The organism is Streptomyces sp. NPDC090106, from assembly GCF_044747265.1.
Classification (GTDB): Bacteria; Actinomycetota; Actinomycetes; order Streptomycetales; family Streptomycetaceae; genus Streptomyces.
In genome coordinates this window covers 977,242-1,002,525 of sequence record NZ_JBIVDS010000001.1, presented here as the reverse complement: position 1 = coordinate 1,002,525, position 25,284 = coordinate 977,242, and the positions used below count along the sequence as shown (strand labels likewise).

The window sequence follows — 25,284 nt, the reverse complement described above, 5'->3', positions numbered from 1 at the left end:
GCCCGTGCGGCGCGGCGGTCCTGCCGTACCTCCACACTCCTCGACGGCAGGTCACCGGGCCATGGAGTCCATCGGAGTCTTCGAAGGGGGGTTTTCCCTACCCCCGCCCGCCGGAGCCCCGGCCCGGCCGCCGGAGGTCCGGCCCAGGTCTGCCGGAGCCCCTGCCGAGCTCTGCCGGAGGTCCGGCCGAGGTCTGCCGGAGGGTCAGCGGTTCCGCCAGGGCAGTTCCGCCGTCACCGTCGTGGGGCCGCCGACGGGGGAGTCGACGACGAACAGTCCGTCGACGGCGTCGAGCCGTTCGGCCAGACCCCGCATGCCGGTGCCGCCTTCGAGGCGGATGCCGCCCCGGCCGTCGTCCGACACCTGGATCAGCAGCCGGTCCTCGGACCGCCACACCTCCACCGACGCCGTCCGCGCGCCGCTGTGCTTGCTGACGTTCTGGAGCAGCTCGGAGACGGTGAAGTAGGCGATGCCCTCGATGGCGGCGGCGGGCCGCTCGTCCAGATCGGCGGTCACCTGCACCGGCACCGTGCAGCGTGAGGCGACGGAGGACAGGGCGGCGTCGAGGCCCCGGTCCGTGAGGACCGCCGGGTGGATGCCCCGGGCCAGGTCCCGCAGCTCCTGGAGCGCCAGCTTCACCTCGCCGTGCGCCTCCGCGACCATCGCCGCCGCGTGGTCGGGGTCCTCCAGCAGCTTCTCCTTCGCCAGGCCCAGCCCCATCGCGAGACTGACCAGCCGGGCCTGCGCCCCGTCGTGCAGATCCCGCTCGATGCGCCGCAGATCCGCCGCCGCCGTGTCCACCACGACCCCGCGGTCCGACTCCAGTTCGGCGATGCGCCGCTCCAACTCGTCCGAGGGCGAGAGCAGTCCGCGCACCATCGCCCGGTCGGCGTTGGTGAGCCCCCGCGCGATGAACGGCAGCACCGGCCACAGCACGAACAACGAGGTCAGCGTGACGGTGAAGGTGACGATGCCCCAGGGCAGCCGGATGAAGTCGTACAGGATCGTCCGCCAGCCCACCGGGTCCTTCAGCATCAGCCACAGCTGCTGGAAGAACCCGCTGCGCGCGGTGCTCCACGGCAGCGGACTCGGCTCGTCGATCCGCACCCCGAGCAGCGCCCGGGCCCGCTTGCGCTCCAGCTTGCCCAGTTGCCGCGCGCCCATCAGCCCGGCCGCGAGCACCGGCAGACCGATCACCGTCAGCGTCAGCAGGGCACCGGTGAACAGCACGGTCATCACGTACACGAACCCGAACACCGACATCGGCAGGTTCAGCAGGAGATGAGCGATCTCCTTCCAGGTGTGCGCGCCGTAGGCGAAACGTGCGGGCGGGAGCTCGGGCGCGGGCTCGGCGGCCCGGGTCCGGAGCTGTCTGGGGCGGCGTTCGGTCATATGGGCCAGCGTGCCGCGCGCCGCGCCGGAACGCCATGAGGGGGACCACCGAGAAGTCCGGGGGAAAACCCCACCCGAACCCTGACCCGACCGCACCCGAACCCCGCCGGAACCCCACACCGACCCCGCCAGGACCCCACACCGACCCCGCCAGGACCCCACACCGACCCCGCCAGGACCCCACACGGGCCCCGCCGGGACGCCGCCGGAACCCCGCCGGGACAACTCAACCGGTGACGGGCTGCTTACGCTCCCTTTAGCAGGCCCTAGACTCCCGTGCGTATCGATCGTCGAGCAGCGTGGGCGTGTTCACGGGAGCAGGGAGCGAGGGACGTACGTGACGGACGTGCCGGAACCGACCGCCGAACCGACCGTCGCCATCGCGTCGGACTACTTCCAGTCCTACTCGGTCGTCGGACTGCTCGCCGTCGTCGGCGTGCTCTTCGTCGCCGTAGCCTTCAGCGCCAACCGGCTGCTGCGCCCCGTGGTCCCGACCCCCGAGAAGCTCCTGACGTACGAGTGCGGCGTCGACCCCGTCGGCGAGGGCTGGGCCCACACCCAGGTCCGCTACTACGTCTACGCCTTCCTCTACGTCATCTTCGCCGTCGACTCGATCTTCCTCTTCCCCTGGGCGACGGTGTTCGCCGCGCCCGGCTACGGCGCCACCACGCTCGTGGAGATGTTCGTCTTCCTGGGCTTCCTGACGGTCGGCCTCCTCTACGCATACAAGAAGGGCGTCCTGGCATGGACGTGACGCCGGAACAGAACCCGCCGCGACAGCCGGTGTACCTGCCGGAGCCGAAACGGCTGGGCGCCCTCGCCCGCCTCGCCCCCGAGCCGATGAAGGTGGTCCTCAACTGGGGCCGCCGCTACTCGCTCTGGGTCTTCAACTTCGGCCTCGCCTGCTGCGCCATCGAGTTCATCGCCGCGTCGATGGCCCGCCACGACTTCATCCGTCTCGGCGTCATCCCGTTCGCGCCGGGCCCCCGCCAGGCCGACCTGATGGTCGTCTCCGGCACGGTCACCGACAAGATGGCCCCGGCCGTGAAGCGCCTGTACGAGCAGATGCCCGAGCCCAAGTACGTCATCTCCTTCGGCGCCTGCTCCAACTGCGGCGGCCCCTACTGGGACTCCTACTCCGTCACCAAGGGCGTCGACCAGATCATCCCCGTCGACGTCTACGTCCCCGGCTGCCCGCCCCGGCCCGAGGCCCTCCTCCAGGGCATCCTCAAACTCCAGGAGAAGATCGCCCGGGAGTCCCTGGCCGACCGCTACGCCGACGCCCCCGGCCCGTCCGCGGCGGCTCTGCAGAGCGGGCTGGTCCCGGCACCCTCCGCCGTCGCCCCCGGGGAGGGACGATGACCGCCGTCGGCTGGCTCCCCGCCCCCGCCGAGGACCTCTTCGGCCCGGACGCCACCGCCGAGGAGTCCTACGACCTCCTCACCGTCGACGTGCCCCCGGCCTCCTGGCTCACCGCCCTGGAGACTGCCCGCGACGGGCTCGGCTGCACCTACTTCGACTGGCTGAGCGCCGTCGACGAACCCGGCACCGGCTTCCGCGTCGCCGCCCACCTCGCCGCCCTCGCCCCGGTCCGCCGGCTCCTGGTGCGCACCACCGTCCCGCACGCGTCGCCGACGCTCCCCTCCGCCGTCGGCGTCTTCGCGGGCGCCGCCTGGCACGAACGCGAGACGCACGAAATGTTCGGCGTCGACTTCCAGGGCCACCCCGGCCTGGACCACCTCCTCCTCCCGGAGTCCTTCGAGGGGCACCCCCTGCGCAAGGACTTCGTCCTCGCCGCCCGCGTCGCCAAGGCCTGGCCGGGCGCCAAGGAACCCGGCGAGTCCGACCACGGCGGCCCCAAGCGCCGCCAGATGCTCCCCCCGGGCGTGCCCGACCCCAACGAGTGGGGTCCCCTCAAGGGCCAGCTCCCCCCGGCCCCGGCCCGCCCCGCCCGCGCGGCCGGTGCCCGCGCCACCGGTCCCCGTGCCGCCGCGGGCGACCGCCCGGTACGCCGCGCGCGCTCGGTGTCGGAGGGCTCGGCGAGCCAGCAGGCGGTCGAGGAATCGGCTCCCCAGCTCCCCGACACGGGCGCGACCTCCGCCGGCCCCCGCCGCTCCCGCAGCGCTTCGGAGGGTTCGGCTTCCCAGCTCCCGGACACGGGCGCGACTCCTGCCGGTCCCCGCCGCTCCCGCAGCGCCTCGGCGGGTTCCGCGAGTCAGCGCACCACCCCCGACGCCCCGGTGACACCTCCGTCCCAGCCCCCTGCCGAGGCCGCACCCCGCAGCCCCGACGCCCCGTGGCACCACGCCCGCCCGGCCTTCGACGAACCCGGGGCCGAGACGGAAGCCGCGCCGCGGAACCCGCAGACCCCCGGAACTCCGGAAACCCCCGAACCACCCGGAACTCCGGAAACTCCCGAACCATCCGAAAGTCCGGAACCACCCGAGAGTTCGGTAACCCCCGAGAGTTCGGAAACCCCCGAGGACCCCGCAGGAGGCTCGCAGTGAACGACGCTCTCGACGTCGCCCTGCGACTCCTGATCGTCTTCGTCGTCTTCCTCACCTTCCCCCTGATCGTCGGTCAGACCGAGCACAAGGTGATGGCCCACATGCAGGGCCGCCTCGGCCCCATGTACGCGGGCGGTTTCCACGGCTGGGCCCAACTCGTCGCGGACGGCGTCAAGTTCGCCCAGAAGGAGGACATCGTCCCGACGGGCGCGGACCGCCGTGTCTTCCAGCTCGCCCCGGCCGTCGCCCTCCTCCCGTACCTGCTCGTCCTGCTCGCCATCCCGATCGGCCCGGGGGAGGGCGCGGTCGGCCAGGTCGTCGACGCGGGCGTCTTCTTCGTGCTCGCCGTGATGGGCGTGGGCGTCCTCGGCTCGCTCATGGCCGGCTGGGCCTCCGCCAACAAGTTCTCCCTCCTCGGCGGCCTGCGCACCGCGGCCCAGCTCCTCGCCTACGAACTGCCGATGCTGCTCACCGCCGCCTCCGTCGCCATGGCGGCCGGCACGGTCTCCCTGCCCGGCATCGTCGACGCCTTCGAGTGGTGGTGGCTGCCCTGGCAGATCGTCGGCGCGATCGTCTTCTTCGTCGCCGGCCTCGCCGAACTCCAGCGCCCGCCCTTCGACATGCCCGTCGCCGACTCGGAGATCATCTTCGGCGCGTACACCGAGTACACGGGCCTGCGCTTCGCTCTGTTCCTGCTCGCCGAGTACGCCGGGATCGTCGTCCTGTGCGGTCTGACCACCGTCCTCTTCCTGGGTGGCTGGCACGGACCCTGGGGCGCCGACGGCCTCGGCTGGGTCTGGACCCTGCTGAAGACGGCCGTCCTCGCCTTCGTCGTGATCTGGCTCCGCGTCACCTACCCCCGTCTGCGCGAGGACCAGCTCCAGAAGCTCGCCTGGACCCTCCTCGTCCCCCTGTCCCTCGCCCAGATCGCCCTCACCGGCGTCGTCAAGGTGGTGATCCGGTAACCATGGCCCCCTTTCCAGGGAGCGGCCTCGCCAAGGGCCTGGCAGTCACCCTCCGCACGATGACGAAGAAGACCGTCACCGAGCAGTACCCGGAGGTCCAGCCCGACCTCCCGCCCCGCACCCGCGGAGTCATCGGCCTGTTCGAGGAGAACTGCACGGTCTGCATGCTCTGCGCCCGTGAGTGCCCGGACTGGTGCATCTACATCGACTCCCACAAGGAGACCGTCCCCGCGGCGGCCCCGGGCGGACGCGAGCGCAGCCGCAACGTCCTGGACCGCTTCGCCATCGACTTCTCCCTGTGCATGTACTGCGGTATCTGCATCGAGGTCTGTCCTTTCGACGCGCTGTTCTGGTCACCGGAGTTCGAGTACGCCGAGACCGACATCCACGAACTCACCCACGAGCGGGACAAGCTCCGCGAGTGGATGTGGACGGTCCCGGCCCCGCCCGCCCTCGACCCCGCTGCCGAGGAGCCCAAGGAGATCGCCGCCGCCCGCAAGACCGCCGAGAAGCTCGCGGCCCAGGCGGCCGAGGCGGCTCAGACGGCCGAGGCGGCCCAAGCAGCCCGAGCGGCATCGTCGGACGAGCCGGAATCGCCGGAGCAGGAGGGCACCCCGTGAGCCCCGCCGCCACCCACGCCCTTCTCGCCGCCGGGACCCACGGCTTCCTCTCGCCGACCGGCGTCGAGATCGCGTTCCTCCTCGTCGGCCTGGTCACCTTCGGCGCCGCGATCGTCACCGTCACCACCAAGCAGCTCGTGCACGCCGCCCTGTGGCTGGTGGTCACCCTCGGCGGGCTCGCCGTCGAATACCTCCTCCTCACCGCCGAGTTCATCGCCTGGGTGCAGGTCCTCATCTACGTCGGTTCGGTCGTCGTCCTCCTCCTGTTCGGGCTGATGCTCACCAAGGCCCCCATCGGCCGCTCCCCGGACGCCGACTCCGGCAACCGCTGGGTCGCCCTCACGGTCGCCGTCGCCTCCGCCGCCGCCCTGGTCTGGGTCGTCGTCGACGCCTTCCGCGCCACCTGGATCGACCTCGACGGCCCCGCCGCCGGCTCCACCGAGGCCACCGGAGCGAGCCTCTTCCAGAACTGGGTCCTCCCCTTCGAGGCTCTCTCCGTCCTCCTCCTCGCCGCCCTGGTCGGCGCCATCGTCCTGTCCCGCAGGACGGGGACGGAGCCGGGCGCGTCGACGGGACCGGCCGCACCGGCCGGATCGACGGTGCCGGGACAGCCGACCGCACCGGCCGAGCAGGAAGGCGCCCGCTGATGCACCTCGCCTACCCCGCCGTCCTCTCCGCCCTCCTCTTCTGCACCGGCCTGTACGGCGTCCTCGCCCGCCGCAACGCGATCCTCGTCCTGATGTCGGTCGAGCTGATGCTCAACGCCGTCAACCTCAACCTCGTCGCCTTCGACGTCTGGCTCAGCCGGGCCGCCGAGGAGACGCTCCACTCGGGCCAGGCCCTGACCCTGTTCACCATCGCCATCGCCGCCGCCGAGATCGGCATCGGCCTGGCGATCGTCCTCGCCGTGCACCGCAACCGCGGCACCGCGGACATCGACAAGCTCCGCGACACCGCCGAGGGCCACGACCCCGACGACCCGGACGACCCGGACAGCATCGCCCCCGCGACCGAGACGGGCGCCGAGAAGGCCGAGGCCACCGCGTGACGACCACCACCCTCGCCGTCCTCGTCCCCCTTCTGCCCTTCCTGGGCGCGGCGGCCGGCCTGCTGCTGGGCCGCACCGCCCCCGGCTTCGTCCGCCCGCTGGCCGTGGTGCCGCCCCTCGCCGCCCTCGCCCTGGCCGCCGTGGCCGCCGTGGTCGCCGTGCGCCAGGGCGGCGACGCGGCGATCGACGCGGCCACCGAGCTCACGCCCACCGGCTCCGTCCCGGTCGAACTCGCCCTGCACATCGACGGCTTCGCGGCCCTCGTCGCCGTCCTCGTCTGCCTGGTCGCGAGCTGCGTGCAGATCTACTCGACCGGCTACCTGCGCGACGACCCGCGCTACCCCTCCTACGCCGCCCTCGTCTCCCTGTTCACCTCCGCGATGCTGCTCGTCGTCTACTCCGGCGACCTGATGGTGCTGCTGGTCGGCTGGGAGATCATGGGCATCTGCTCGTACTTCCTGGTCGGCCACTACTGGGAGACCCCGGAGGCCCGCGCCGCCTCCATCAAGGCGTTCCTCGTCACCAAGCTCGGCGACGTCCCCTTCCTGATCGGCCTGTTCGCGCTCGCCACCGACGCCGGCTCCTTCCGGATCACCCGGATCCTCGGCGCCGTCGCGCACGGCGGGCTCGACCACCCGACCCTGATCGCCCTGCTGCTCCTCGCGGGCGTCGCGGGCAAGTCGGCGCAGTTCCCGCTGCACACCTGGCTCCCCGACGCGATGGCGGGCCCCACACCCGTCTCCGCGCTGATCCACGCCGCGACGATGGTCGCCGCCGGTGTCTACTTCGTCGCCCGGCTCCTCCCGGTGTTCGAGGCCTCCCAGGCCGCCATGGTCGTCCTCGCCGCGATGGCCGCCGTGACGATGCTCGGCTCCGGTCTCGCCGCGCTCGCCCAGGACGACATCAAGCGCGTCCTCGCCTACTCGACCATCGGCCAGCTCGGCTACATGACCGGCGCCCTCGCCGTCGGCGACCGCGGGGCCGCCGTCTTCCACCTCCTGTCGCACGGCGCCTTCAAGGCGCTGCTGTTCCTCGCGGCCGGCGTGATCATCCACGCCGCCGGCACCAACTCGCTGGCCGCCATGTCCCGCATGGGCCAGCTGCGCGACCGCGTGCCCGACGCCTACTGGACGATGACCGTGGCGCTGCTCGCGCTCGCCGCGATCCCGCCGTTCAGCGGCTTCTTCTCCAAGGAGTCCGTCCTCGGCGCCGCCGAACACGTCGCCACCGGTCACACCGAGCACGCCCCCGGCGCCGCGGGCTGGGTCGTCCTCGTCGCCGGACTGCTCACGGCCCTGCTCACCGCCGCCTACGCGATGCGCCTGTGGCTGCTGGCCTTCCGCGGCCAGGGCGCCGAGGCCCCCGACCACGGCCGCCAGCCGCTCACCATGACCGTCGTCCTGTGGGTCCTCGCCGTCCCCTCCCTGGCCCTCGGCGGGCTCGCCTACCGCTCGCTGCCCGGCTGGTTCGACGGCGTCGACCTCGCCCCGACCCTCACCACCTCCGTGCTCGGCACGGGCGTGGCCCTGGTCGGCGGCATCGTCACCTACGGGGCCTGGCGGCACACCAGCGTCCTCGCGGCCGACGCCCCGATGGGCGCCGTCGCCGCCCACCCGGAGGGCGACGCCGGACTCGTCGAGGCCGAGGCCATCGCCACCCACGCACCCGCGTACGGAGACGTCGCCGCGGCGTCCGACCCCGCCGACCCGGGCCGCCTCCTGCTCGGCCCGCTGCACCGGCACGCCGCCGCCGGCTTCCACCTGGACGCCGTCTTCACGGCCCTGTTCGTCCGTCCCGTCCAGGGCGCCGCCACGCTCGTCCGCTTCCTCGACCGCGAGGTCGTCGAGACGTACGTACGCGGCGCGGGCGCCCTGCCCCGCTGGCTCGGGACCGCCGTACGGCGCGCCCAGACCGGCAACGTGCAGACCTATGTGAGCGCGCTGCTCGCCGGCACCGTCGTCCTGGTGGTCGCCGCCCTCCTCGTCGCCACGGGAGCGTGAGCAGGCGTGATCGATATCAACGAGTCCGTGATGCAGGTCCTTCTGGCGTTGATCGTCGTCGGCCCGCTCCTGGGGGCCGTCGCCGCCCTGCTGCCCGCCCCGCCCGGGCTGAAGGGGAAGTCGCCCGAGCAGGCCGTCCTGCGCCACGGCGTGACCGTGACCGGCGTGATCCTCATCGCCGCGGTCGTCCTCGCGCTCGGCTTCGACCACGACCACCCGTCGAGGATGCAGGCCACGACCGACATCAGCTGGATCCCCGCACTCGACGTGCGGATCCACCTCGGCATCGACGGCATCTCCCTCCCCCTCCTCGTCCTGACCGCGCTGCTGACCTTCCTGTGCGCGCTCTACTCGTACTTCAAGATGCCCTCGGGTCCGACCCCGAAGGCGTTCGTCGCCCTGCTGCTCGTCCTGGAGTCCGGCACCCTCGCGACCTTCGCCGTCCTCGACCTGCTGCTGTTCTTCCTAGCCTTCGAGACCGTGCTCATCCCGATGTACTTCCTCATCGCCCGCTGGGGCGGCGAGGGACGGACCCGGGCCGCCTGGCGGTTCATCCTCTACACCCTGCTCGGATCCGTCGTGATGCTGCTCGGCCTGCTCCTGATCGGGATCAAGGCGGGCACGTTCGACATGGTGGCACTCGCCACTGACAACGGCCGGTCCCTCTCCACATCCGTGCAGGTCATCGCCGTACTGGCGATCGGGATCGGGCTCGCGGTCAAGACCCCGATGTGGCCGCTGCACAGCTGGCTGCCCGACGCCCACACCGCCGCCCCGACCGTGGGCTCGGTCCTGCTGGCCGGCGTCCTGCTGAAGATGGGTACGTACGGGTTCGTCCGGATCCTGCTGCCCGTCGCCCCCGACGGCTTCGCTGACTTCGCGCCCTACCTCGCCGCCTTCGCCGTCGTCGGGATCATCTACGGATCGCTCGCCTGCCTGGCCCTCGTCCGACCGGGCGCGAAGGGCGACCTCAAGCGCCTCATCGCCTACTCCTCCGTCGGTCACATGGGCTTCGTCCTCCTCGGCATCGCCACCATGACCCCGACCGGCGTCAACGGCGCCCTGTTCGCCAACGTCGCCCACGGGCTCATCACCGGCCTGCTGTTCTTCCTGGTCGGCGCCCTCAAGGACCGCACGGGCAGCACCGACCTCGACGCCCTCGCCGAGCAGACCGGCGCCGCCCTCTACGGCAAGGCACCCCGCCTCGGCGGCCTCCTCGCGTTCGCCGCGGTCGCCTCCCTCGGGCTGCCGGGCCTCGCCGGGTTCTGGGGCGAGATGCTGGCCCTGTTCGGCGCGTTCCGGCCCGCCGAGCAGCTCAGCCGCCCGGCGTTCCTCACGTTCATGGCGATCGCGGCCTTCGGCACCCTCCTCACCGCCGCCTACCTCCTTGCCGTGGTCCGCCGCGTGTGCATGGGCGCCGTACCGCAGGACGCCCCGCAGCTCGCCGACGTCCAGCCGTACGAGTTCGCGGCCTGGACCCCGCTCGTCGCCCTCACCGTCGTAGCCGGCCTGTGGCCCAAGGCCCTCCTCGGGCTGACCGACCCGGCCGTGCAGCAGCTCCTCGCAGGAGGCACCCGATGAGCTCCCCGGCCCAGCTCCTGGCCGCCGACCTCGTCCAGTCCGTCGACTGGCTCGCGATCGCGCCGCCCACCCTCGCCGCGGTCGTCGGCCTCGCCGTCCTCGTCGCGGACCTGTTCCTCGCCGACGCCCGCAAGGCACTGCTCGGATGGATCTCGGTCGCCGGGCTCGCCGCCTGCGTCCTCCTGCTGCTGCCGCTGCGGGACGGCGACCGCGCCACCTTCTGCCTGAACGGCGCCCCCGACGTCTGCAGCTACACCGCCGACCGCTTCACCCTCGTCCTCCAGCTCCTCGTCCTCGGCGGAGCCCTCCTGGCGGCCCTTCTCTCGGTCACCGCGCTCAAGGACGCCGACAAACGGCTCCCCGAAGGGGAGTACTGGTTCCTGCTGCTGTCCTCCGCCGCCGGAGCCGCCCTCCTGCCCGCCTCCCGCGACCTCGCGACCCTGATCGTCGCCCTCGAAGTCGCCTCCCTGCCCGCCTTCGCCCTCGTCGGCCTGCGCCACGGCGACCGCCGCTCCTCCGAAGCGGCCCTGAAGTTCTTCCTGTCCTCGGTCACCGCGACCGCGGTCAGCCTCATGGGCGTCAGCTTCGTGTACGCCTCCACCGGCACCCTGTACCTCACGCAGATCGCCGAACGCGTCCAGCACGTCGACGGCCAGCTCCACACCCTCACCCAGACCGGCGTCGTCCTCACCCTCGTCGGCTTCGCCTTCAAGACCGCCGCCGTGCCCTTCCACTTCTGGGTCCCCGACACCTACGTGGGCGCCCCCCTCCCGATCGCCGCCTACCTGTCGGTCGTCGGCAAGGCGGTCGGCTTCTCCGGCCTGATCCTCCTCACCGTGGTCGCCCTCCCGTCGTACGCCGACGTCTGGGGCCCGGCACTGGCCGGCCTCGCCGCGCTCACCATGACCGTCGGCAACGTCGGCGCCCTGCGGCAGCGGGCCACGCGCGCGTACAGCGCCGTACGCCTGCTCGCCTGGTCCTCCGTCGGCCAGGCCGGCTACCTCCTGGTGCCGATCGCCGCCGCCGCGTACTCCGACGACGCCGAACGCTCCATCGGCTCCACCGTCGCCTACGCCCTCATGTACGGCGCCGTGAACCTCGGCGCCTTCGCCGTGGCCGCCCTGGTGGGCCGCACGAAGACCCGCAACCGCCTGGCGGACTACCGCGGTCTGTACGCCTCCCACCCCCTGGCCGCCCTCCTCCTCGCCTTCTTCCTGATCTGCCTCGCGGGCCTCCCACCGGGCGTCATCGGCCTCTTCGCGAAGGTCACCGTCTTCTCCGCCGCCGTCGACGCGGGCCTCGGCTGGCTCGCCGTGGTCATGGCCGTCAACGTCGTGATCGCGCTGTTCTACTACCTCCAGTGGACCGGCCTGCTCTTCCGCGCCCCCGAGGACGCCCCCGAGGGCACACCGGCACGGCACCGCGTCCCCGCCCCCCTCACCGCCGCGCTCGCCCTGACCGGCGCCCTCGGCATCGTCCTGTCGGGCGCTCCCCAGCTCGTCCTGCGCTTCGCGGACACCGGCCTCTTCTGACCCCCGGCGCGCCTCACCACGCGCGCGCGGACGCCCGTCCGGGAACCGGTTTCCGACAGCCCTCACCCGGACGGCTCACAGCCGCGCCCGCGCGCACAAGGGAACTAGCCGCTCCCGCCTGGCGTTGACCAGTACGGAAGGGTCCACTGGACGTGACACGAGTGACACCAGCAGGGCCGTGGATCAGCAAGCAAAGGGTTCCCCTGCCGCACGACTTGGAGGGCGTACCGTGCACCGCCGGCACAACGGGCTCAGGACCGCAGTACTCCTCGGGGGACTGTCCGCACTCATCATCGTCATCGGCAGCTTCTTCGGCCGCACGGGGCTCATCGTGGCGGTCCTGGTCGCCCTGGGCACCAACGCGTACGCGTACTGGAACAGCGACAAGCTGGCGCTACGCGCGATGCGCGCCCGCCCCGTGAGCGAGTTCGAGGCCCCCGCGCTGTACCGGATGGTCCGCGAACTCTCCACCCAGGCCCGCCAGCCCATGCCGCGCCTGTACATCTCCCCGACGGAGGCCCCCAACGCCTTCGCTACCGGCCGCAACCCGCGCAACGCCGCCGTGTGCTGCACCGAGGGCATCCTGCGCCTGCTCGACGAACGCGAACTGCGCGGCGTCATCGGCCACGAGCTCAGCCATGTCTACAACCGCGACATCCTGATCTCCTCGGTCGCGGGCGCCCTCGCCTCGGTGATCATGTTCCTGGTCAACTTCGCCTGGCTGATCCCGATCGGACGTTCGAACGACGATGACGGCCCCGGAATCCTGGGCATGCTCCTCATCATGATCCTGGGCCCGCTCGCCGCGTCGCTCATCCAACTGGCCATCAGCCGCTCCCGGGAGTACGAGGCCGACGCGTCCGGCGCCCAGCTGACCGGAGACCCCCTCGCCCTGGCCAGCGCGCTGCGCAAGCTGGAGACCGGCACCAAGCAGCTCCCGCTGCCGCCCGAGCCCCGCATCGAGACCGCCAGTCATATGATGATCGCCAATCCGTTCCGGCCGGGTCAGGGGCTCTCGAAGATGTTCTCCACGCACCCGCCGATGGCGGAGCGCATCGCCCGCCTCGAGAAGATGGCAGGTCGCCCCCAGTGAAGATCCTGAACCTCGTCCTGAACGTCATCTGGCTGTTCCTGAGCGGCTTCTGGCTGTTCGTCGGCTACATGTTCGCCGGCCTGCTGCTGTGCGTGACGATCATCGGCATCCCCTTCGGCATCGCGGCCTTCCGTATCGGCGTCTACGCCCTGTGGCCCTTCGGGTACACGACGGTCGAGCGTTCCGACGCCGGAGCCCCGTCCTGCGTCGGCAACGTCCTGTGGCTGATCCTGGCGGGCTGGTGGCTGACGCTCGGCCACATCGTCACCGGCCTCCTCCTGTGCGTGACGATCATCGGCATCCCGCTCGGCATCGCCAACTTCAAGCTGATCCCGGTGTCGTTGTGGCCGCTGGGCCGCAAGATCGTCCCGACCGACCAGCCGTTCACGTCGTCCCGCTGGTAGGGGAACCGACACCGGGCACGCCAGTGGCCTGAGGCCCGTCACCGGCTGCCGCATGCGCCGTGCCGCCGGTGGCGGGCGTGGCAACGGCTGCGCGCAAGCGGCCGGTTGTTCGCACAGCGGTTTTCCACACGGCGGTCGTCCACAGCCTGGTGGTTGTCCACAGCCCGGTGCGTGTCCACAAGCCGGTGGTTGTCCACAGGCCCGCACGTTCGTCGGCGTCGCCCCGCATGATGAACCCGTGCCCGCGGCACGGCAGCCGAGAACACAGCACCGCGCCCCACCGCACCTCACCGACGCCCGGGCACGCCCGTCCACCGCCGCCGCACGGCGTACGCCACGACCCCCACCACCAGCACACCCGCCCCCACGACCACCGAACCCACCGGCAGCGCGAACGCGAGCACCGCGCACCCGAGCAGCCCCACCGCCGGGACCACACGCACCGCCGGCGCCGAACCCAGCGTCCATGCCGAGGCGTTGGCCACCGCGTAGTACGCCAGCACACCGAAGGAGGAGAACCCGATCGCGCCCCGCACGTCCACCGTGGCGGCCAGGACCGCGACCACCGCGCCCACGGCCAGCTCGGCCCGGTGCGGCACCCGGAACCGAGGATGAACGGCTGCCAGCGCACCCGGCAGATGCCGGTCCCGGGCCATCGCCAGCGTCGTCCGGGAGACGCCCAGGACCAGCGCCAGCAGCGAGCCCAGCGCGGCCACGGCGGCACCCGCCCGCACCACCGGCACCAGCCCCGGCACCCCGGCGGCCCGCACCGCGTCCGCCAGCGGCGCGCCCGCCTGACCCAGCGCCGCCGCGCCCAGCACGGAAAGGACGGCCACCGCCACAGCCACGTACACGACCAGGGCGATGCCCAGAGCCAGCGGGATCGCCCGCGGAATGGTCCGCGCGGGGTCACGGACCTCCTCGCCCAGCGTCGCGATCCGCGCGTACCCCGCGAACGCGAAGAACAGCAGCCCCGCCGCCTCCAGAACCCCGCCCACACCTCCCGACGCCCCGCCGCCGAGCCGCCCGGCGTCGGCCGCGCCGGAGCCCAGACAGACGACCACCACGGAAGCGAGGACGGCCAGCACGACCGCCACGATCACCCGGGTCAGCCAGGCGGACTTCTGGACGCCGCCGTAGTTCACCGCCGTCAGCGCCACGACGGCCGCGACCGCCACGGCATGCGCCCGATCCGGCCAGACGTACGCGCCCACGGTGAGCGCCATCGCCGCACAGGAGGCCGTCTTCCCGACCACGAACGACCAGCCGGCCACGTACCCCCAGAACGGGCCGAGCCGCTCCCGCCCGTACACGTACGTGCCACCGGAGGCCGGATACAGGGCGGCCAGCCGAGCCGACGAGGTGGCGTTGCAGTAGGCCACCACGGCGGCGACCGCGAGCCCGAGCAGCAGCCCCGACCCGGCCGCGCGCGCCGCGGGCGCCAGGGCGGCGAAGACACCGGCACCGACCATCGAGCCCAGCCCGATGACCACCGCGTCGCCGACCCCGAGCGTGCGCCGCAGTCCGGAGTGCTGGCCGGAACCGGTGGGTGTCATGCGCCGCACCCTACTGACCGGTGCAACCGGCGGGTACGCCCCGCACGTCCTACAGGTCGACACGGCACGAACACGCGCTGCCGGAACGCTCGAAGCACCGCGCGGTGGGCATCCCGACCGGGATCCAGATCACAGGGCCGGGACAGTTCGGACACAGCGCGGAAGGGCAGGTTCAGGACATGAGCATCATCGGTTGGATCATCCTGGGGCTTCTGGCCGGGGCCATCGCCAAGTTCCTGCTGCCCGGGCGCGACCCGGGTGGTTTCGTCGGCACGACCCTCATCGGCATCGCGGGCGCGTTCATCGGCGGCTGGATCTCGTCACGCTGGCTGGACCACCCCATCACCAAGGACTTCTACGACGGAACCACGTGGGCGGCCGCGATCGGAGGCTCACTCGTCCTCCTGATCGCCTACCGCATACTCTTCGGCAACTCACGCGACTGAACCACCCCCGGACCGCAGCCAGCAGGCGGGAAGGGTGGGCACCGGCCAGGTGCCCACCCTTCTTCGTGCGCTCGTCGTCCGACGCCGAACAGGCCGTGGACTACCGGTAGTTCACGAACTGGACCGCGAAGTCGAGGTCCTTGCCCTTGAGTAGCGCGATGATGGCCTGGAGGTCGTCCCGGCTCTTGGAGCTGACACGCAGTTCCTCGCCCTGGACCTGGGCCTTCACGCCCTTCGGGCCCTCGTCACGGATGATCTTCGCGACCTTCTTGGCGTTCTCCTGGGAGATGCCCTCCTCGATCGACGCGAAGATCTTGTACTCCTTGCCGGACAGCTGCGGCTCACCGGCGTCCAGCGCCTTCAGCGAGATGCCGCGCTTGATCAGCTTGGACTGGAAGACGTCGAGAACGGCCTTCACCCGGTCCTCGGAGTTCGCCTCCATCAGGATCTTCTCGCCGGACCACGAGATGGAGGCGCCGACGCCCTTGAAGTCGTAGCGCTGCGAGATCTCCTTGGCGGTCTGGTTGAGGGCGTTGTCGACCTCCTGCCGCTCGACCTTCGAGACGATGTCGAAACTGGAGTCGGCCATGTCCTGTGGCTCCTTGTATCGGGGTGCGTAACGGGGTGCGTACCGGGTGCGGATCGGCGGGCGTGGGGCCGCCGCCGAGCCGGGCACAGTTCCCGGGCCGCATCCGGACAAGCCTAGCCACCCGGCGTGCCCCGAGCGCTGATCAATCCGGTGGCGAAGCACCCCGCTCCATCGGGTATTGTTTACGTCGTTGCCACGGAACACCGCCGAAAAGCGGTTCGAAGGGCAGCAAAACCCCGGCGGTGTGCCCGAGCGGCCAAAGGGAGCAGACTGTAAATCTGCCGGCTCAGCCTTCCCAGGTTCGAATCCTGGCGCCGCCACGCTGAGAGAGACCCCCTCTCACCAGGTTAATTCCCTGGTGAGAGGGGGTCTCTGCGTTGCTCACGCCGTTCGATTCACTGCGGTCGGGATGCGGGCGTGTCTCACCTCGTACCGCCCATATCCCCTTGTCGGTCAGTGCGTGTCCCCCAGGTGTCCCCCGGGGGTGAGGATCATCACTCGGGTTCGTTCCACTCCCGAAGTGCGGCATCGATGCGGTCGTTCGCGCGCTCCCGCGTCTGGTCAAGCACCTTGGCGTACACCTTGTGCAGCACCGCGATGCTGTGTCCGGCCCGGCGGGCGCACTCCATGGCGTCCACCCCGGAACTGAGCCAGAACGAGACGCCGGCGTGCCGGAGGTCGTAGGGGCGGCGAGCCAGCAGGGAGGACGTTTCCGCTTCCGTGAGCACGTCCTTTCGAGCCTTAGCCCACACCTCTCCGTAGCCGGTCTCCTGTAGCAGCCCGTTGCGGTTCGTCCGGAAGAGCCGGCCATCGGGCGCGGTGCCGTGAGCGGCGATGTGCTCCCGCAGCAGGCGTACGAAGTGCGGCGGGATCGGCACCGGTCGGGAGTCCTTCTTGGCGCGAGCCTTGAGGTGCCGTTTCTCGTGCGCCGTGCCGTCGTCGGTCCAGCTCCGTCCGGCCCGAACGACCCCTTCCCGAAGGGTGAGCATCCCCCATCCCGTGTCGGGAAGGTGACACTGGCTCAGGCGCAGTCCGGCAGCCTCAGCGGGGCGCATGGACGCGTAGTAGAGGCAGCCGAAGAACGCTTCGAGATGCTGCCCACGCGGGCCCTGCTCGCGTACTCCTGCCAGCAGCGCACGGACTTGGCGTGGGTTGGCGACGCTCTCAGGGTCCACCGCTTCCACGGACTTCGGGGCGGTCCACTTCACGGCACTGATCGGATTCACCGGCATGGTGAAGTACTGCTGTTCCACGGCGAGTCCGAGCACATCGCTCAGACAGGCACGCTTGCGCTTTGCAGTGCGCGGTGACGCCTCCTTGCCGTCCAGTCGTAGAGACAGCGCGTCCAGGGCCAGGCGGATGGTCGCGGGGTCCTCCAACGCGGAGACAGGCATGGAGTGCTTGGAGATCCAAGCTAGGGCTTGCGCCACATCGTCCGGCAGGGTCTCGTCCCAGCGCTTCCGGTTGTACGCCCACCCGTACAGTGCCCGTCGCATGAGCGCGGGTTCGGGCATCCCCGCTTTCGTCTTCACAAGCGCAGGGGTGATGGTCGCCAGCGCATCGGCGTAGTTCTTCCGAGACTTCGCCGGGGCCGGCGCCCACTTGCGGTCGATGTACGTGCGGGTGTGCTCGTACCAAGTGATGGAACCCTGCCGGGCGCGCAACTCGGATACGGGCAGGCCCGTTTCCTCGTCGAACTGATCGCCGTGCCGTACGGCGGACATGAGTTCCGAGCGGCGCCCCTCAGCCTGAACCTTGAGCGTGTAGCTCTTGGAGTGCTTCCGCTCCCCGACCAGCCAACGGACACGGTAGGGCTTGGGACGATCCTTGCGAACCTCGATCGCGTAGAGGCGAACGTCGTAGGTCAAAGCCATATGAACTCCAGAGGGGCCCGCCGGAAGCGGGCCCCTCGTGTCTCGTGTGCGGGAGATGATCAGGCGGCAGCGTCTTCCATGGACGACCACCAGGCGTCGAGGTCCGTACGGCGGCAGCGGAGCTGACCGTTGGGGAGCTTGATGAGCTTCGGGGCCTTGCCGCGGGCGCGCATGCGGTAGAAGGCGGCGCGGCTCATGTCGATCTCTTCGAGGACTTCGCGGAGCTTGAGCTTCTGATCGCGGGCCACGGTGCGACTCCTCACCGAAGTGGCGGGGCTCTTCGGCCCCTTCTGGGAAGTCCGCTACATCCGCTACGCCGCTACATTGCAGGTCAGCGGCGCCTTTTGTGTAGCGGAGAGGTTCGGTGTAGCGGCTACGGCTCTTCGTGGTTCGGGGCTGTAGCCGCTACACCGGTGGTTGCCGCTACAGCGGCAGGGGCTCTGAGCTGGGGTGTAGCGGTGTAGCGGATGTAGCGGTGTCCTGGGGAGGGGGCGGGCAGTAGCGGGCCCATGCGTCCGCGAGATCGTCCGCGTGGAAGCCCTTGAGGACACCGCCCGCGGTGCGGATGTTGCGGGAGCGGATGGGGATGTGGTCGTCGGTCACGTACTCCGCGAGCATCTTCGACAGGCGCCGGTTATCGAGTGGCTTGCCGTCGAGGTCGGCCCATGGGGCGTCGTCGAGGGCGTTGAGTCGGTCGAGGATGGCGACGGTGGGCAGGCGGTCGATGCCGATCAGTACGTGGTCGCGTAGGTCGGTGAGGAGGCGGATGCCGATGCTGCCTTTGTCGTTGGCACGGGAGGCGTTGACCAGGGTGGTGCAGGCTTCGCGGGCTCGGCGTGGCCAGTCGCCGCTGGCGGCATCGGCGACTGAGAGCAGGGGCTCCCACACGTCCGCCGGCCGGTCAGAGATGCCGTCAGGCATCTCCGGGAAGGTGCCGGTGACGCTGTCTTGTACGGTCTCGGCCCACTTGGCGAGGCGGTCGCGGAGTTGGTTGCCTTCCCCCACGTGGATGCGGGTGCGGAAGGCTTCGACCTTTTCGTTGCGGGCCCGGCGGCGCATGCGGATGATGACGGACCGGGTCATGATCGTGTCGGGGAGGTTGCCGAGTCCGGCGACTGCGACCGCGCAGTACGAGGGGAAGCCCTGTACCTGCTGGTTGGAGCCGTCGCCGACGCACCGGTAGACGGGGCGTCCGCGTGCGTGGCCGGCGTTGATGAATCCGCGGAGCTGTTCGTTCTCTCCTGCCTTGGGGCCGAAGATCGTGTCGATCTCGTCGAAGAGGATCGTGGGCCGGCCGCCGTCCAGTCCGGAGACGGACCGGAAGAGGGCGGAGGCGGAGGCGTCCGCCGCGGCCATGGAGCGCGGTACGAGGGTTTCGACCACGTCCAGTGCCCGGGACTTGCCCGACCCGGGTTCGGGGGAGAGGAAGGCGAGGCGGGGGGTGGAGTCGAAGCAGTCGAGCAGGTGGGCGTGCGCGTCCCACAGGGCCACGGCCACGTAGGCGGCTTCGTCGGGGAAGACGTTGAAGCGGCGGTGGAAGTCCTCCACCTCGTCCAGCAGTGCGGCCCCGTCGATGGTGTCGGTCATGCGGCGGCCCTCCCTTCCGGTGAGAGGTCAGAGAGAAGAGCAGTGCGGACGCCTTCGGCGACGACTTTCGGCGCGCTCCGGCCGGTCGGGGGATCGGCCGGTTCGGCGGGGCCGGACCGGGTGGGGGTGGTGGGGGTGCTTTTCAAGCGGAGGGCGGGGTGGCCGGTCATGCGGCTGTCCTTGGGCGGCAGGTGCGGATGGACCAGTCCAGTGCGCTGCGGATCGTGGTCCGGCACTCGGCTGCGGTGAGTCCGGCAGCCTCGCCCTCTCCTTGAAATGCGTCTTCGACCACGTGGCGGGGGATGTCGCCCCATGCGACGAAGCGGCCCATGGCGCGTGCGCTCTCCAGCAGCCGGACGTTGCGGGTGCCCTGCGGTGCCTGCCGAATGTTCCTGCGTCCCCAGGTGAGGGCCGCTTCGGCTGCCTTCCCCGTGCGTGCGGCCGTCTGCATGGGCGGGGGTGGGGACTTGGTGGACGGGTGCGGTGGGATGAGCAGGGCCAGCAGCCCCGGGGGAAGAGGGCTGAGCAGTGCGGGGCCCTCAACCTCGTATGTGCGGCCGTTGATGGTGCTGCCGGCTGCGACGACGTAGCCGCCCCATGCTCGGGTGTCGACCAGCGGGGCGAGGGTCCCGGCGGTGTTGTGGAGGCGTACGGCGGCGGGGGCGGTGAAGTACAGGTGGTGTCCGCCGCTCGCGGTCCGGATCGTGCGGGTGCGGGGTCGGGTCTGCCCGGTGCGCTCGCAGAGCGCCGCGAAGGTCGTCGCTCCGTCAGGCGCGTCCGTGTTGCTGTTGTGGTTGTCCTGGTTCTTGGGCTTGTCCAGGTCGATGACCAGTAGCCCGGAGGGGCCGGTGGCGATACCGACGTTGAACGGTGCGCGGGACCAGGCCGCGCGGATGCGGTCGGGGTCGGTCGTGGCGCGTGCTTCCCACTTGCGGTGACCGCTCTGGCACGGGCCTGTATGGGCGCATGCCTGCTCGCTGTGCAGGGCGGGCCGCTTCGTGCCGGGGCGCAGCGGGAAGACGTACCAGCCGCGTTCGGCGGCGCCGAGGGCGGCTCGGACCAGGTGCTCGCTCATGCTGCCGCCTCCCATGCCGTTAGGGCGGGTGAGGTGGCGCCCAGCAGCAGGCCGTAGGCGTGGTGGGCCTGGCGGGGCACCACGCCGTTGCCGAGGATGCGGAGTTGTTCCTTGCGGGGAATGTCGGGTACGGCGGTGACCCAGCCGGTCGGCAGACCCATCATCCATTCCACGAAGAGGGGTGAGAGGCGGCGGTTGCCGCGGGTGCCGGGTTCGGTCGGGCAGGGCGCGGTGCGCCCGGTGGTGCGTTCCCAGCGTCGGATGGCGGGTCCGTAGTCGGTGCCGTCGCTGGCGACCCAGCGTTCGTCGAGCCGTACGGCCTGGCCGGGGAGGTAGTAGCGGCCGGTGGTGTCGCGCTGGTTGGGCCCGCCGTGCGGTCCGTCCGACGCCTTCGGGGTGGGCAGCAGGTTCACTACGAACTCGTTGAGCGGGCGCGCGTTGCGGCCCAGTAGGTTCGAGGCGCCCGACTTCCAGTCCCGGGCCGCCGGGGTGGGCAGCAGGCTGGTTACGGCTCCGGTGAGGGTGGGGTTGCCGCGGGAGTAGGCGAGGCTGCCGCGTCCGCCGTCGGCGGCGATGGGGGTGGGGAACAGGCTCAGTGCTCCGGGGGCGGTGCGGGCAGCCGGGTCACGGCGGTGCGCAGGTTCAACCCGCCCTGTCGTTTCGGGCTGGTGCCGGGGCCGCCAGTGCCGTCCGAGGTGGTGGGGGTCGGCATCAGCGGGATGGGCGACTGCGAACCAGCGGTCCCGCGGGTGCGGGGCGCCGATTTCGGGGTCACCAGCGCGTAGACATGTCCACCGGACGTCATACCCGATCGCGGCCAGGTCTTGGGCGACGACGTCCAGCCCCCGCGAGCGGAGCGCCGCCACGTTTTCCAGGAAGACGTGGCGCGGTCGAAGGACGCCCACAGCCTGAGCGACGTTTTTCCAGACCCGAGACCACTGGCCATTGATTCCATCCCTTCGTCCGGCGTTGGAGATGTTGCGGCAGGGGAAACCGGCACCGACCACGTCCGGCGCGTACAAGTCGCGGACCTGGTCCCAGTCCACGGTGGTGATGTCTCCGAGGTTGGGCACCTCAGGGTGGCGGGCGGCGAACACGGCGGCGGCGTAGGGGTCGTTCTCGGCGAACGCGATCGGCACGGCGCCGATCCCCGTGCGCAGGGCCGTTTCGAGTCCGCCGTAGCCGGCGCACAGCGCCAGCACGGTCGGAGGCGAGCCCGGGGCTCGCCGGATGGTGGTGGGTTGGGTCATTCTGGATGTCTCCAGTTCCCTTGGTGGACGCTGGTTGGCAAGGGCGGCCCCGGTTCTTTGGCGAGATGCGGGGGCCGCCCTTGGCGTAGCTAGGTGCGCTTGGAGCCGAAGAGCTTGAGGCTGATTCCGCCGACCCCGATGGGTCCGGCGGCGCCGGCGATGCTCACGGCGGTGTGGGTGGCGAAGTCGATCAGGGCGAGGAACGCCGCGATCAGTCCGAAGATGCCGCCGACTGCGGCGCCAGCGATGACGATCGGGTACAGGTATGCGCTGAGCGGCCGGCTGGTGGGCGTGGTGGTCTGGACGACGATCACGACCGGTTGTCCGGTGGCTTCGGCGCGGCGGTAGAGGTCGGCGGGGATGTGCGGGGCGATGATCCCCGGCGGTTCGTGGCGGGGCATCGGGGGTCTCCTTTCGGGTAGCGCGACGGGCCCGCGCCGGTGGTGTGACGCGGGCCCGCGGGGTGGGCTGTGACGGTGGTGTGCGGGGGTGTGACGGGCCGCTGTGACAGCGGGTCACACCCGCTTCCGCCTAGGGGTTTGGGTGTGACGGTGCCGTCACGCGTGACGGGTGTCAGGCCGCGGTGAGGGCGGGGACGATCCGCCACCGGCCGGTGGTGTTCGTCGCCTCCAGCCGGCCGTCTTCGGCGGCTTCCTTGAGCCGCTTGGACACCCACGAGCGGGAGAGGCCGTGGCGGTCGCACCAGTCCATGAAGTCGACCGGGCCGACGATCATCTGCCCGGCGTCCTCGAAGTCCTCCAGCGCGCGGGCGAACAGCTCCCGCGCTTCCTCCGGGGTGGGCTTGTGCCCGCTCTCCTGTCCGAAGATCGGGGTGTCGTCGCCTTCCTCGGCTTCGGGGAGTTCCTGCTCCGGGTCGATGTCGGCGTCCTCGGGGTCGATGAGGGGCCCGGTGTGGTCCATGTCGTCCTCCTCGTCGCGGACCACTCGCAGTCCCGCCGGCTGAGTGCTGCCTGAGTTCGGGGTGCGGCCGGTGTAGGCGTTGCCGGCGACCGATGCGGCGGCGCCCGCGGTCATGGGGTCGGCGGTCGCGCCGTTGGCTTGTGCCCATGCGGCGAGGCGTTCCATGACCGGCACGGCGCGGATCGTGAAGCGCTGTGTGCGGCCGGGTGAGGGGTAGCGGGCTTCGTCGATGCCGGGGCTGACGACGTAGCAGTAGCCGGGGCGCCGGTTGCCCCACGCTCCGGGGTGCGCGCCGGCGTCGATGACCGACTCGGGGAGCGCGAACCCTTCATCTCGCGCGTCGCAGCCGAGCGCGATCACGGACGGGAGGGAGGCGCGGGTGGAGGTGGACATCTGGTCGTAGGAGGGGCGCTGAAGCGACACGATCAGCGAGATCCCCGCCGACCGGGCTTCCTGAGCGATCCCGGTGAACGCGTCATCACCCATGTTCCTGAGGGTGTTGGCGGCTTCCTCGAACCAGGCGACCAGGAACGGCATCCCCGCGCACCCGCACGCACGCCCCGGCTGGCAGGAGTGGTTCGGGTCGGTCTGCGTCTGGGCGGCGGCGGGGACCCACTGGCGGTAGCCGTGTGCGCCCAGCCAGCGTGTCCGGGCGGGGATCGCTGCCTCCACCGCGGCCACGAGGACTTCGGTCTGTGAGCCGCCTTCCGCGGCCCAGTCCAGACCGGCCCGGATCGGGGCGTAGTCCTGGAAGGCTTTGGGGTCGGAGAACCACACGATGACGTCCCGGCGGGAGAGGATCTCTGTCAGCAGGTTGAGTGCTGCGTCGCCTTTGCCGGAGCCGGACTGTCCGGCGATCAGGCCGTGGGTGGAGTTACGCCCCGCCTCCGGATCTCCCGGAAGCCACATCACCAGCAGGGAGCCGTCGTCGTAGCGTCCGAGGACCAGCGGGTCGGCGATCGAGCCACCGAGGTTGGAGGGGCCCTCCCACTCGATCACCTCGGACAGCATGTCTTCGGGCACGATGACCAGGTTGCCGCGGCGTTCGGAGTCGGGGTCGGGGCTGTAGCGCACCGCCGACTTCGGCAGGTCCAGCGCGGACGCGATCCGGGCCAGTGCCTTGGCCACGTCGTCGTTGGTCTGCTCGCCGCCGGCCAGCGCGAGCGGGGCGGTGACCCGGTTGGGCTCCACCTTCGCCGCACCGATCTGCGCCCGCGCCAACCCCACCTTCGCCAGCAGACCCCCGTCCGAACTGGCCGGTGTCCCTTCGGTGTTGGTGCGCAGCACGGCGCGGACGTTCCACGACAGGGCCAGCGCGGGGCCGCCCATGAGGAACAGGTCGTCGACCGGGCCCGCGGTCGGTCCGGCGAGGCAGGCGGCGGTCACCCACGCCGAACCGGCGGCCACCGTGATGGCTGAGTGGATGCGGCGCTGCGTGCTGGTGGACTTGCCGGCCAGCCAGGTGCCGCCGGCCAGTGCGACCGAGGTGAGGGTGAGGCCGACGCCGGCCGCGGCGCTGTCGGGCCAGCGCCAGTGTCCCAGCGTCCCGGCGACCCCGGTGGCGCCCCACACCAGCCACGGGGGCAGGTGCGGCTTGGCCCGGTGCAGCAGGTATGCGCGCACGGTGCCGTTCTCCGGGCCGCCGTGCGGGTCCACGACCATGCCCTGTGTGCCGTCGGGGTAGTAGGCGGCCATCTGATTCTGCGAACGGGCCATGACCCGACCTCCTTACTGCTGGTCCCAGTTCATGACCGGCGCTTGCGGGCGGCGGGCACGGTGACGCACCCGGTTGATCTCTTCCTCGAACTCCTGCTGGAACGTCGCGTAGCAGGCCGCGGCGTTCTTCGCCGCGGAGCGCAGGTCGTCGGCGGACTTGCGCAGCTTCCGGGCGACTTTGCGGGCCCGGATACGCGAGCCGAACGCGCGCCCCTCCGGGTCGGGCACCGCGGCCAGGACGCCTTCGAGGATCTCGGCACCCATGGCCACCTCGATGGACAGCGTCACGCCGGCGGCGCGCAGGGTGTTGCAGTAGTTCCGCACCAGCGCGGGCGCGTGGAACTCCGGAGGCGGGAGCAGCCCCTGGGAGCGGGAGCCGGCGCCCGCGCTGCCGCGGTTGTTGTTGCGGGTGTTGTTGACGGTGACGTTGATCGGAGGCACGAACGAGCCGCCGACCGCGCCGACGAAGCCGCCCACGGCGGCGCCAGCGTTGGCGAACTTGGCTCCCTTGTTCCGCGGGCTCGCGCCGTCGCGGCGAGGCGGGCCGGTGAACGGCCGGTTGGCCTGCTGCCTGGCGAAGTCGTCCACCCGGCGCGCGTTGGTGCTGCGGTTGCCAGCCATCAGGTTGTCTCCTTCACGTTCAGTGGGTGCGGCGGACGATCAGCCATGCGGTCTGAGCAGCGAGCAGGGTCAGCAGCCAGACCAGTTCCAGAGCGCCGGCCAGAGGGCCGAAGCCGGCCGCGAACGCGAGCCAGACCAGCGCGAGCGTGACCAGCAGGGCGACCCCGATACGCCAGAACAGGACGCTCCCGGCGGCGGGGCGGCGGCGCTGCATGACCAGCAGCCAGGCGAGTGGGCCGGCCGCGACCGGGGCGAGCAGCAGCCCGGACCACCAGGCGATGGCGTGCAGGAGACCGGCCGCGATCAGGGCGAGCACGGCGAGGCCGGTCGGGGCGAGCGCACGGCGGGAGCGCCAGATCAGGCCCCCGAGCGCGCTGGCGGCCTCGCGGGTGAGGGAGGGGTGTTCGGGGACGACGACCACGAACGGCTGCGCGCCGCGGCGGCCCTTCTGGCGGGGGATGCGGACGGTGTGGACGCCGGCGGCGCCGCGGGTACGGCTGGACACAG

General features: G+C 71.3%; 25 protein-coding genes and 1 tRNA gene. 14 read left to right on the top strand and 12 right to left on the bottom strand.

Features of this window, described 5'->3' with window-relative positions; genetic code table 11:
• Positions 1–204: 204 nt before the first annotated feature.
• Positions 205–1,392, bottom strand: a complete 1,188-nt coding sequence (locus ACIPSE_RS04465) for a sensor histidine kinase (protein WP_401657254.1) — start codon at positions 1,390–1,392, stop codon at positions 205–207.
• Between the two features lie 346 nt (positions 1,393–1,738).
• Between ACIPSE_RS04465 and ACIPSE_RS04460 the strand changes: the two genes are divergently transcribed.
• The 12 genes from ACIPSE_RS04460 (at position 1,739) to ACIPSE_RS04405 (ending at position 13,142) form a co-directional block, all read left to right on the top strand.
• The gene (locus ACIPSE_RS04460; protein WP_401657680.1) at positions 1,739–2,146 is read left to right on the top strand and encodes an NADH-quinone oxidoreductase subunit A; all 408 of its coding nucleotides are present in this window, start codon (positions 1,739–1,741) and stop codon (positions 2,144–2,146) included.
• Positions 2,137–2,754 carry an NADH-quinone oxidoreductase subunit B gene (locus tag ACIPSE_RS04455; RefSeq protein ID WP_401657252.1) on the top strand — a complete coding sequence of 206 codons (618 nt, stop codon included), beginning with the start codon at positions 2,137–2,139 and terminating at the stop codon, positions 2,752–2,754. The genes ACIPSE_RS04460 and ACIPSE_RS04455 overlap by 10 nt, the downstream gene beginning before the upstream one ends.
• Entirely contained in the window at positions 2,751–3,899 is a 1,149-nt protein-coding gene (locus tag ACIPSE_RS04450) for an NADH-quinone oxidoreductase subunit C (protein ID WP_401657250.1), read from the top strand. Before ACIPSE_RS04455 ends, ACIPSE_RS04450 begins: the two co-directional genes overlap by 4 nt.
• Positions 3,896–4,864 carry an NADH-quinone oxidoreductase subunit H gene (locus ACIPSE_RS04445; protein ID WP_401657248.1) on the top strand — a complete coding sequence of 323 codons (969 nt, stop codon included), beginning with the start codon at positions 3,896–3,898 and terminating at the stop codon, positions 4,862–4,864. The genes ACIPSE_RS04450 and ACIPSE_RS04445 overlap by 4 nt, the downstream gene beginning before the upstream one ends.
• A 2-nt stretch (positions 4,865–4,866) precedes the next feature.
• Positions 4,867–5,484 (top strand): NuoI/complex I 23 kDa subunit family protein, encoded by a 618-nt coding sequence (locus tag ACIPSE_RS04440; protein WP_401657246.1) that lies wholly within the window; start codon positions 4,867–4,869, stop codon positions 5,482–5,484.
• On the top strand, positions 5,481–6,131 hold the full coding sequence (locus tag ACIPSE_RS04435) for an NADH-quinone oxidoreductase subunit J (protein ID WP_401657244.1): 651 nt from the start codon (positions 5,481–5,483) through the stop codon (positions 6,129–6,131). The genes ACIPSE_RS04440 and ACIPSE_RS04435 overlap by 4 nt, the downstream gene beginning before the upstream one ends.
• Complete coding sequence (gene nuoK, locus ACIPSE_RS04430) at positions 6,131–6,532, top strand: NADH-quinone oxidoreductase subunit NuoK (RefSeq protein ID WP_401657242.1); 402 nt, start codon at positions 6,131–6,133, stop codon at positions 6,530–6,532. Before ACIPSE_RS04435 ends, nuoK begins: the two co-directional genes overlap by 1 nt.
• Positions 6,529–8,532 carry an NADH-quinone oxidoreductase subunit L gene (locus tag ACIPSE_RS04425; RefSeq protein WP_401657240.1) on the top strand — a complete coding sequence of 668 codons (2,004 nt, stop codon included), beginning with the start codon at positions 6,529–6,531 and terminating at the stop codon, positions 8,530–8,532. Before nuoK ends, ACIPSE_RS04425 begins: the two co-directional genes overlap by 4 nt.
• Positions 8,533–8,538: 6 nt before the next feature.
• The gene (locus ACIPSE_RS04420) at positions 8,539–10,113 is read left to right on the top strand and encodes a NuoM family protein (RefSeq protein WP_401657238.1); all 1,575 of its coding nucleotides are present in this window, start codon (positions 8,539–8,541) and stop codon (positions 10,111–10,113) included.
• Positions 10,110–11,645 carry an NADH-quinone oxidoreductase subunit N gene (locus ACIPSE_RS04415; RefSeq protein WP_401657236.1) on the top strand — a complete coding sequence of 512 codons (1,536 nt, stop codon included), beginning with the start codon at positions 10,110–10,112 and terminating at the stop codon, positions 11,643–11,645. Before ACIPSE_RS04420 ends, ACIPSE_RS04415 begins: the two co-directional genes overlap by 4 nt.
• Positions 11,646–11,874: 229 nt before the next feature.
• On the top strand, positions 11,875–12,738 hold the full coding sequence (gene htpX, locus ACIPSE_RS04410) for a zinc metalloprotease HtpX (RefSeq protein WP_401657234.1): 864 nt from the start codon (positions 11,875–11,877) through the stop codon (positions 12,736–12,738).
• A gap of 5 nt (positions 12,739–12,743) precedes the next feature.
• Positions 12,744–13,142: a YccF domain-containing protein gene (locus ACIPSE_RS04405; RefSeq protein WP_401657678.1), complete on the top strand. Its 399-nt coding sequence runs from the start codon at positions 12,744–12,746 to the stop codon at positions 13,140–13,142.
• A 287-nt stretch (positions 13,143–13,429) separates the two neighbouring features.
• Here the strand turns inward: ACIPSE_RS04405 and ACIPSE_RS04400 are convergent, their stop codons facing one another.
• Positions 13,430–14,698: an APC family permease gene (locus ACIPSE_RS04400; protein WP_401657232.1), complete on the bottom strand. Its 1,269-nt coding sequence runs from the start codon at positions 14,696–14,698 to the stop codon at positions 13,430–13,432.
• Positions 14,699–14,877: 179 nt separating this feature from the next.
• Between ACIPSE_RS04400 and ACIPSE_RS04395 the strand changes: the two genes are divergently transcribed.
• Positions 14,878–15,144: a GlsB/YeaQ/YmgE family stress response membrane protein gene (locus ACIPSE_RS04395; RefSeq protein ID WP_401657230.1), complete on the top strand. Its 267-nt coding sequence runs from the start codon at positions 14,878–14,880 to the stop codon at positions 15,142–15,144.
• A gap of 100 nt (positions 15,145–15,244) precedes the next feature.
• On the opposite strand, the gene ACIPSE_RS04390 is transcribed toward ACIPSE_RS04395, so the two are convergent.
• Positions 15,245–15,733, bottom strand: a complete 489-nt coding sequence (locus ACIPSE_RS04390; RefSeq protein WP_401657228.1) for a YajQ family cyclic di-GMP-binding protein — start codon at positions 15,731–15,733, stop codon at positions 15,245–15,247.
• Between the two features lie 238 nt (positions 15,734–15,971).
• On the opposite strand from ACIPSE_RS04390, the gene ACIPSE_RS04385 reads away from it, so the two are divergent.
• A tRNA-Tyr gene (locus ACIPSE_RS04385) sits at positions 15,972–16,053 on the top strand.
• Positions 16,054–16,227: 174 nt separating this feature from the next.
• Here ACIPSE_RS04385 and ACIPSE_RS04380 read toward each other — a convergent pair.
• The 9 genes from ACIPSE_RS04380 to ACIPSE_RS04340 all read right to left on the bottom strand — a co-directional run bounded on the left by ACIPSE_RS04380 (position 16,228) and on the right by ACIPSE_RS04340 (position 25,282).
• Positions 16,228–17,607, bottom strand: a complete 1,380-nt coding sequence (locus ACIPSE_RS04380; protein ID WP_401657226.1) for a tyrosine-type recombinase/integrase — start codon at positions 17,605–17,607, stop codon at positions 16,228–16,230.
• A gap of 59 nt (positions 17,608–17,666) precedes the next feature.
• A complete protein-coding gene (locus ACIPSE_RS04375) occupies positions 17,667–17,855 on the bottom strand; it encodes a helix-turn-helix transcriptional regulator (protein WP_401657224.1) in 189 nt (62 codons plus the stop codon).
• A 175-nt stretch (positions 17,856–18,030) separates the two neighbouring features.
• Complete coding sequence (locus ACIPSE_RS04370; RefSeq protein WP_401657222.1) at positions 18,031–19,194, bottom strand: DUF3631 domain-containing protein; 1,164 nt, start codon at positions 19,192–19,194, stop codon at positions 18,031–18,033.
• 166 nt (positions 19,195–19,360) lie between these two features.
• Entirely contained in the window at positions 19,361–20,269 is a 909-nt protein-coding gene (locus tag ACIPSE_RS04365) for a bifunctional DNA primase/polymerase (protein WP_401657220.1), read from the bottom strand.
• Entirely contained in the window at positions 20,266–21,519 is a 1,254-nt protein-coding gene (locus ACIPSE_RS04360; protein WP_401657218.1) for a DNA cytosine methyltransferase, read from the bottom strand. Before ACIPSE_RS04360 ends, ACIPSE_RS04365 begins: the two co-directional genes overlap by 4 nt.
• Before the next feature lie 89 nt (positions 21,520–21,608).
• Positions 21,609–21,920 (bottom strand): hypothetical protein, encoded by a 312-nt coding sequence (locus tag ACIPSE_RS04355; protein ID WP_401657216.1) that lies wholly within the window; start codon positions 21,918–21,920, stop codon positions 21,609–21,611.
• A 172-nt stretch (positions 21,921–22,092) separates the two neighbouring features.
• The gene (gene traB / locus ACIPSE_RS04350; RefSeq protein WP_401657676.1) at positions 22,093–24,102 is read right to left on the bottom strand and encodes a plasmid transfer protein TraB; all 2,010 of its coding nucleotides are present in this window, start codon (positions 24,100–24,102) and stop codon (positions 22,093–22,095) included.
• Positions 24,103–24,168: 66 nt separating this feature from the next.
• Complete coding sequence (traA, locus tag ACIPSE_RS04345) at positions 24,169–24,777, bottom strand: plasmid transfer protein TraA (protein WP_401657214.1); 609 nt, start codon at positions 24,775–24,777, stop codon at positions 24,169–24,171.
• A gap of 19 nt (positions 24,778–24,796) precedes the next feature.
• Complete coding sequence (locus ACIPSE_RS04340; protein WP_401657212.1) at positions 24,797–25,282, bottom strand: hypothetical protein; 486 nt, start codon at positions 25,280–25,282, stop codon at positions 24,797–24,799.
• Positions 25,283–25,284: the final 2 nt, after the last annotated feature.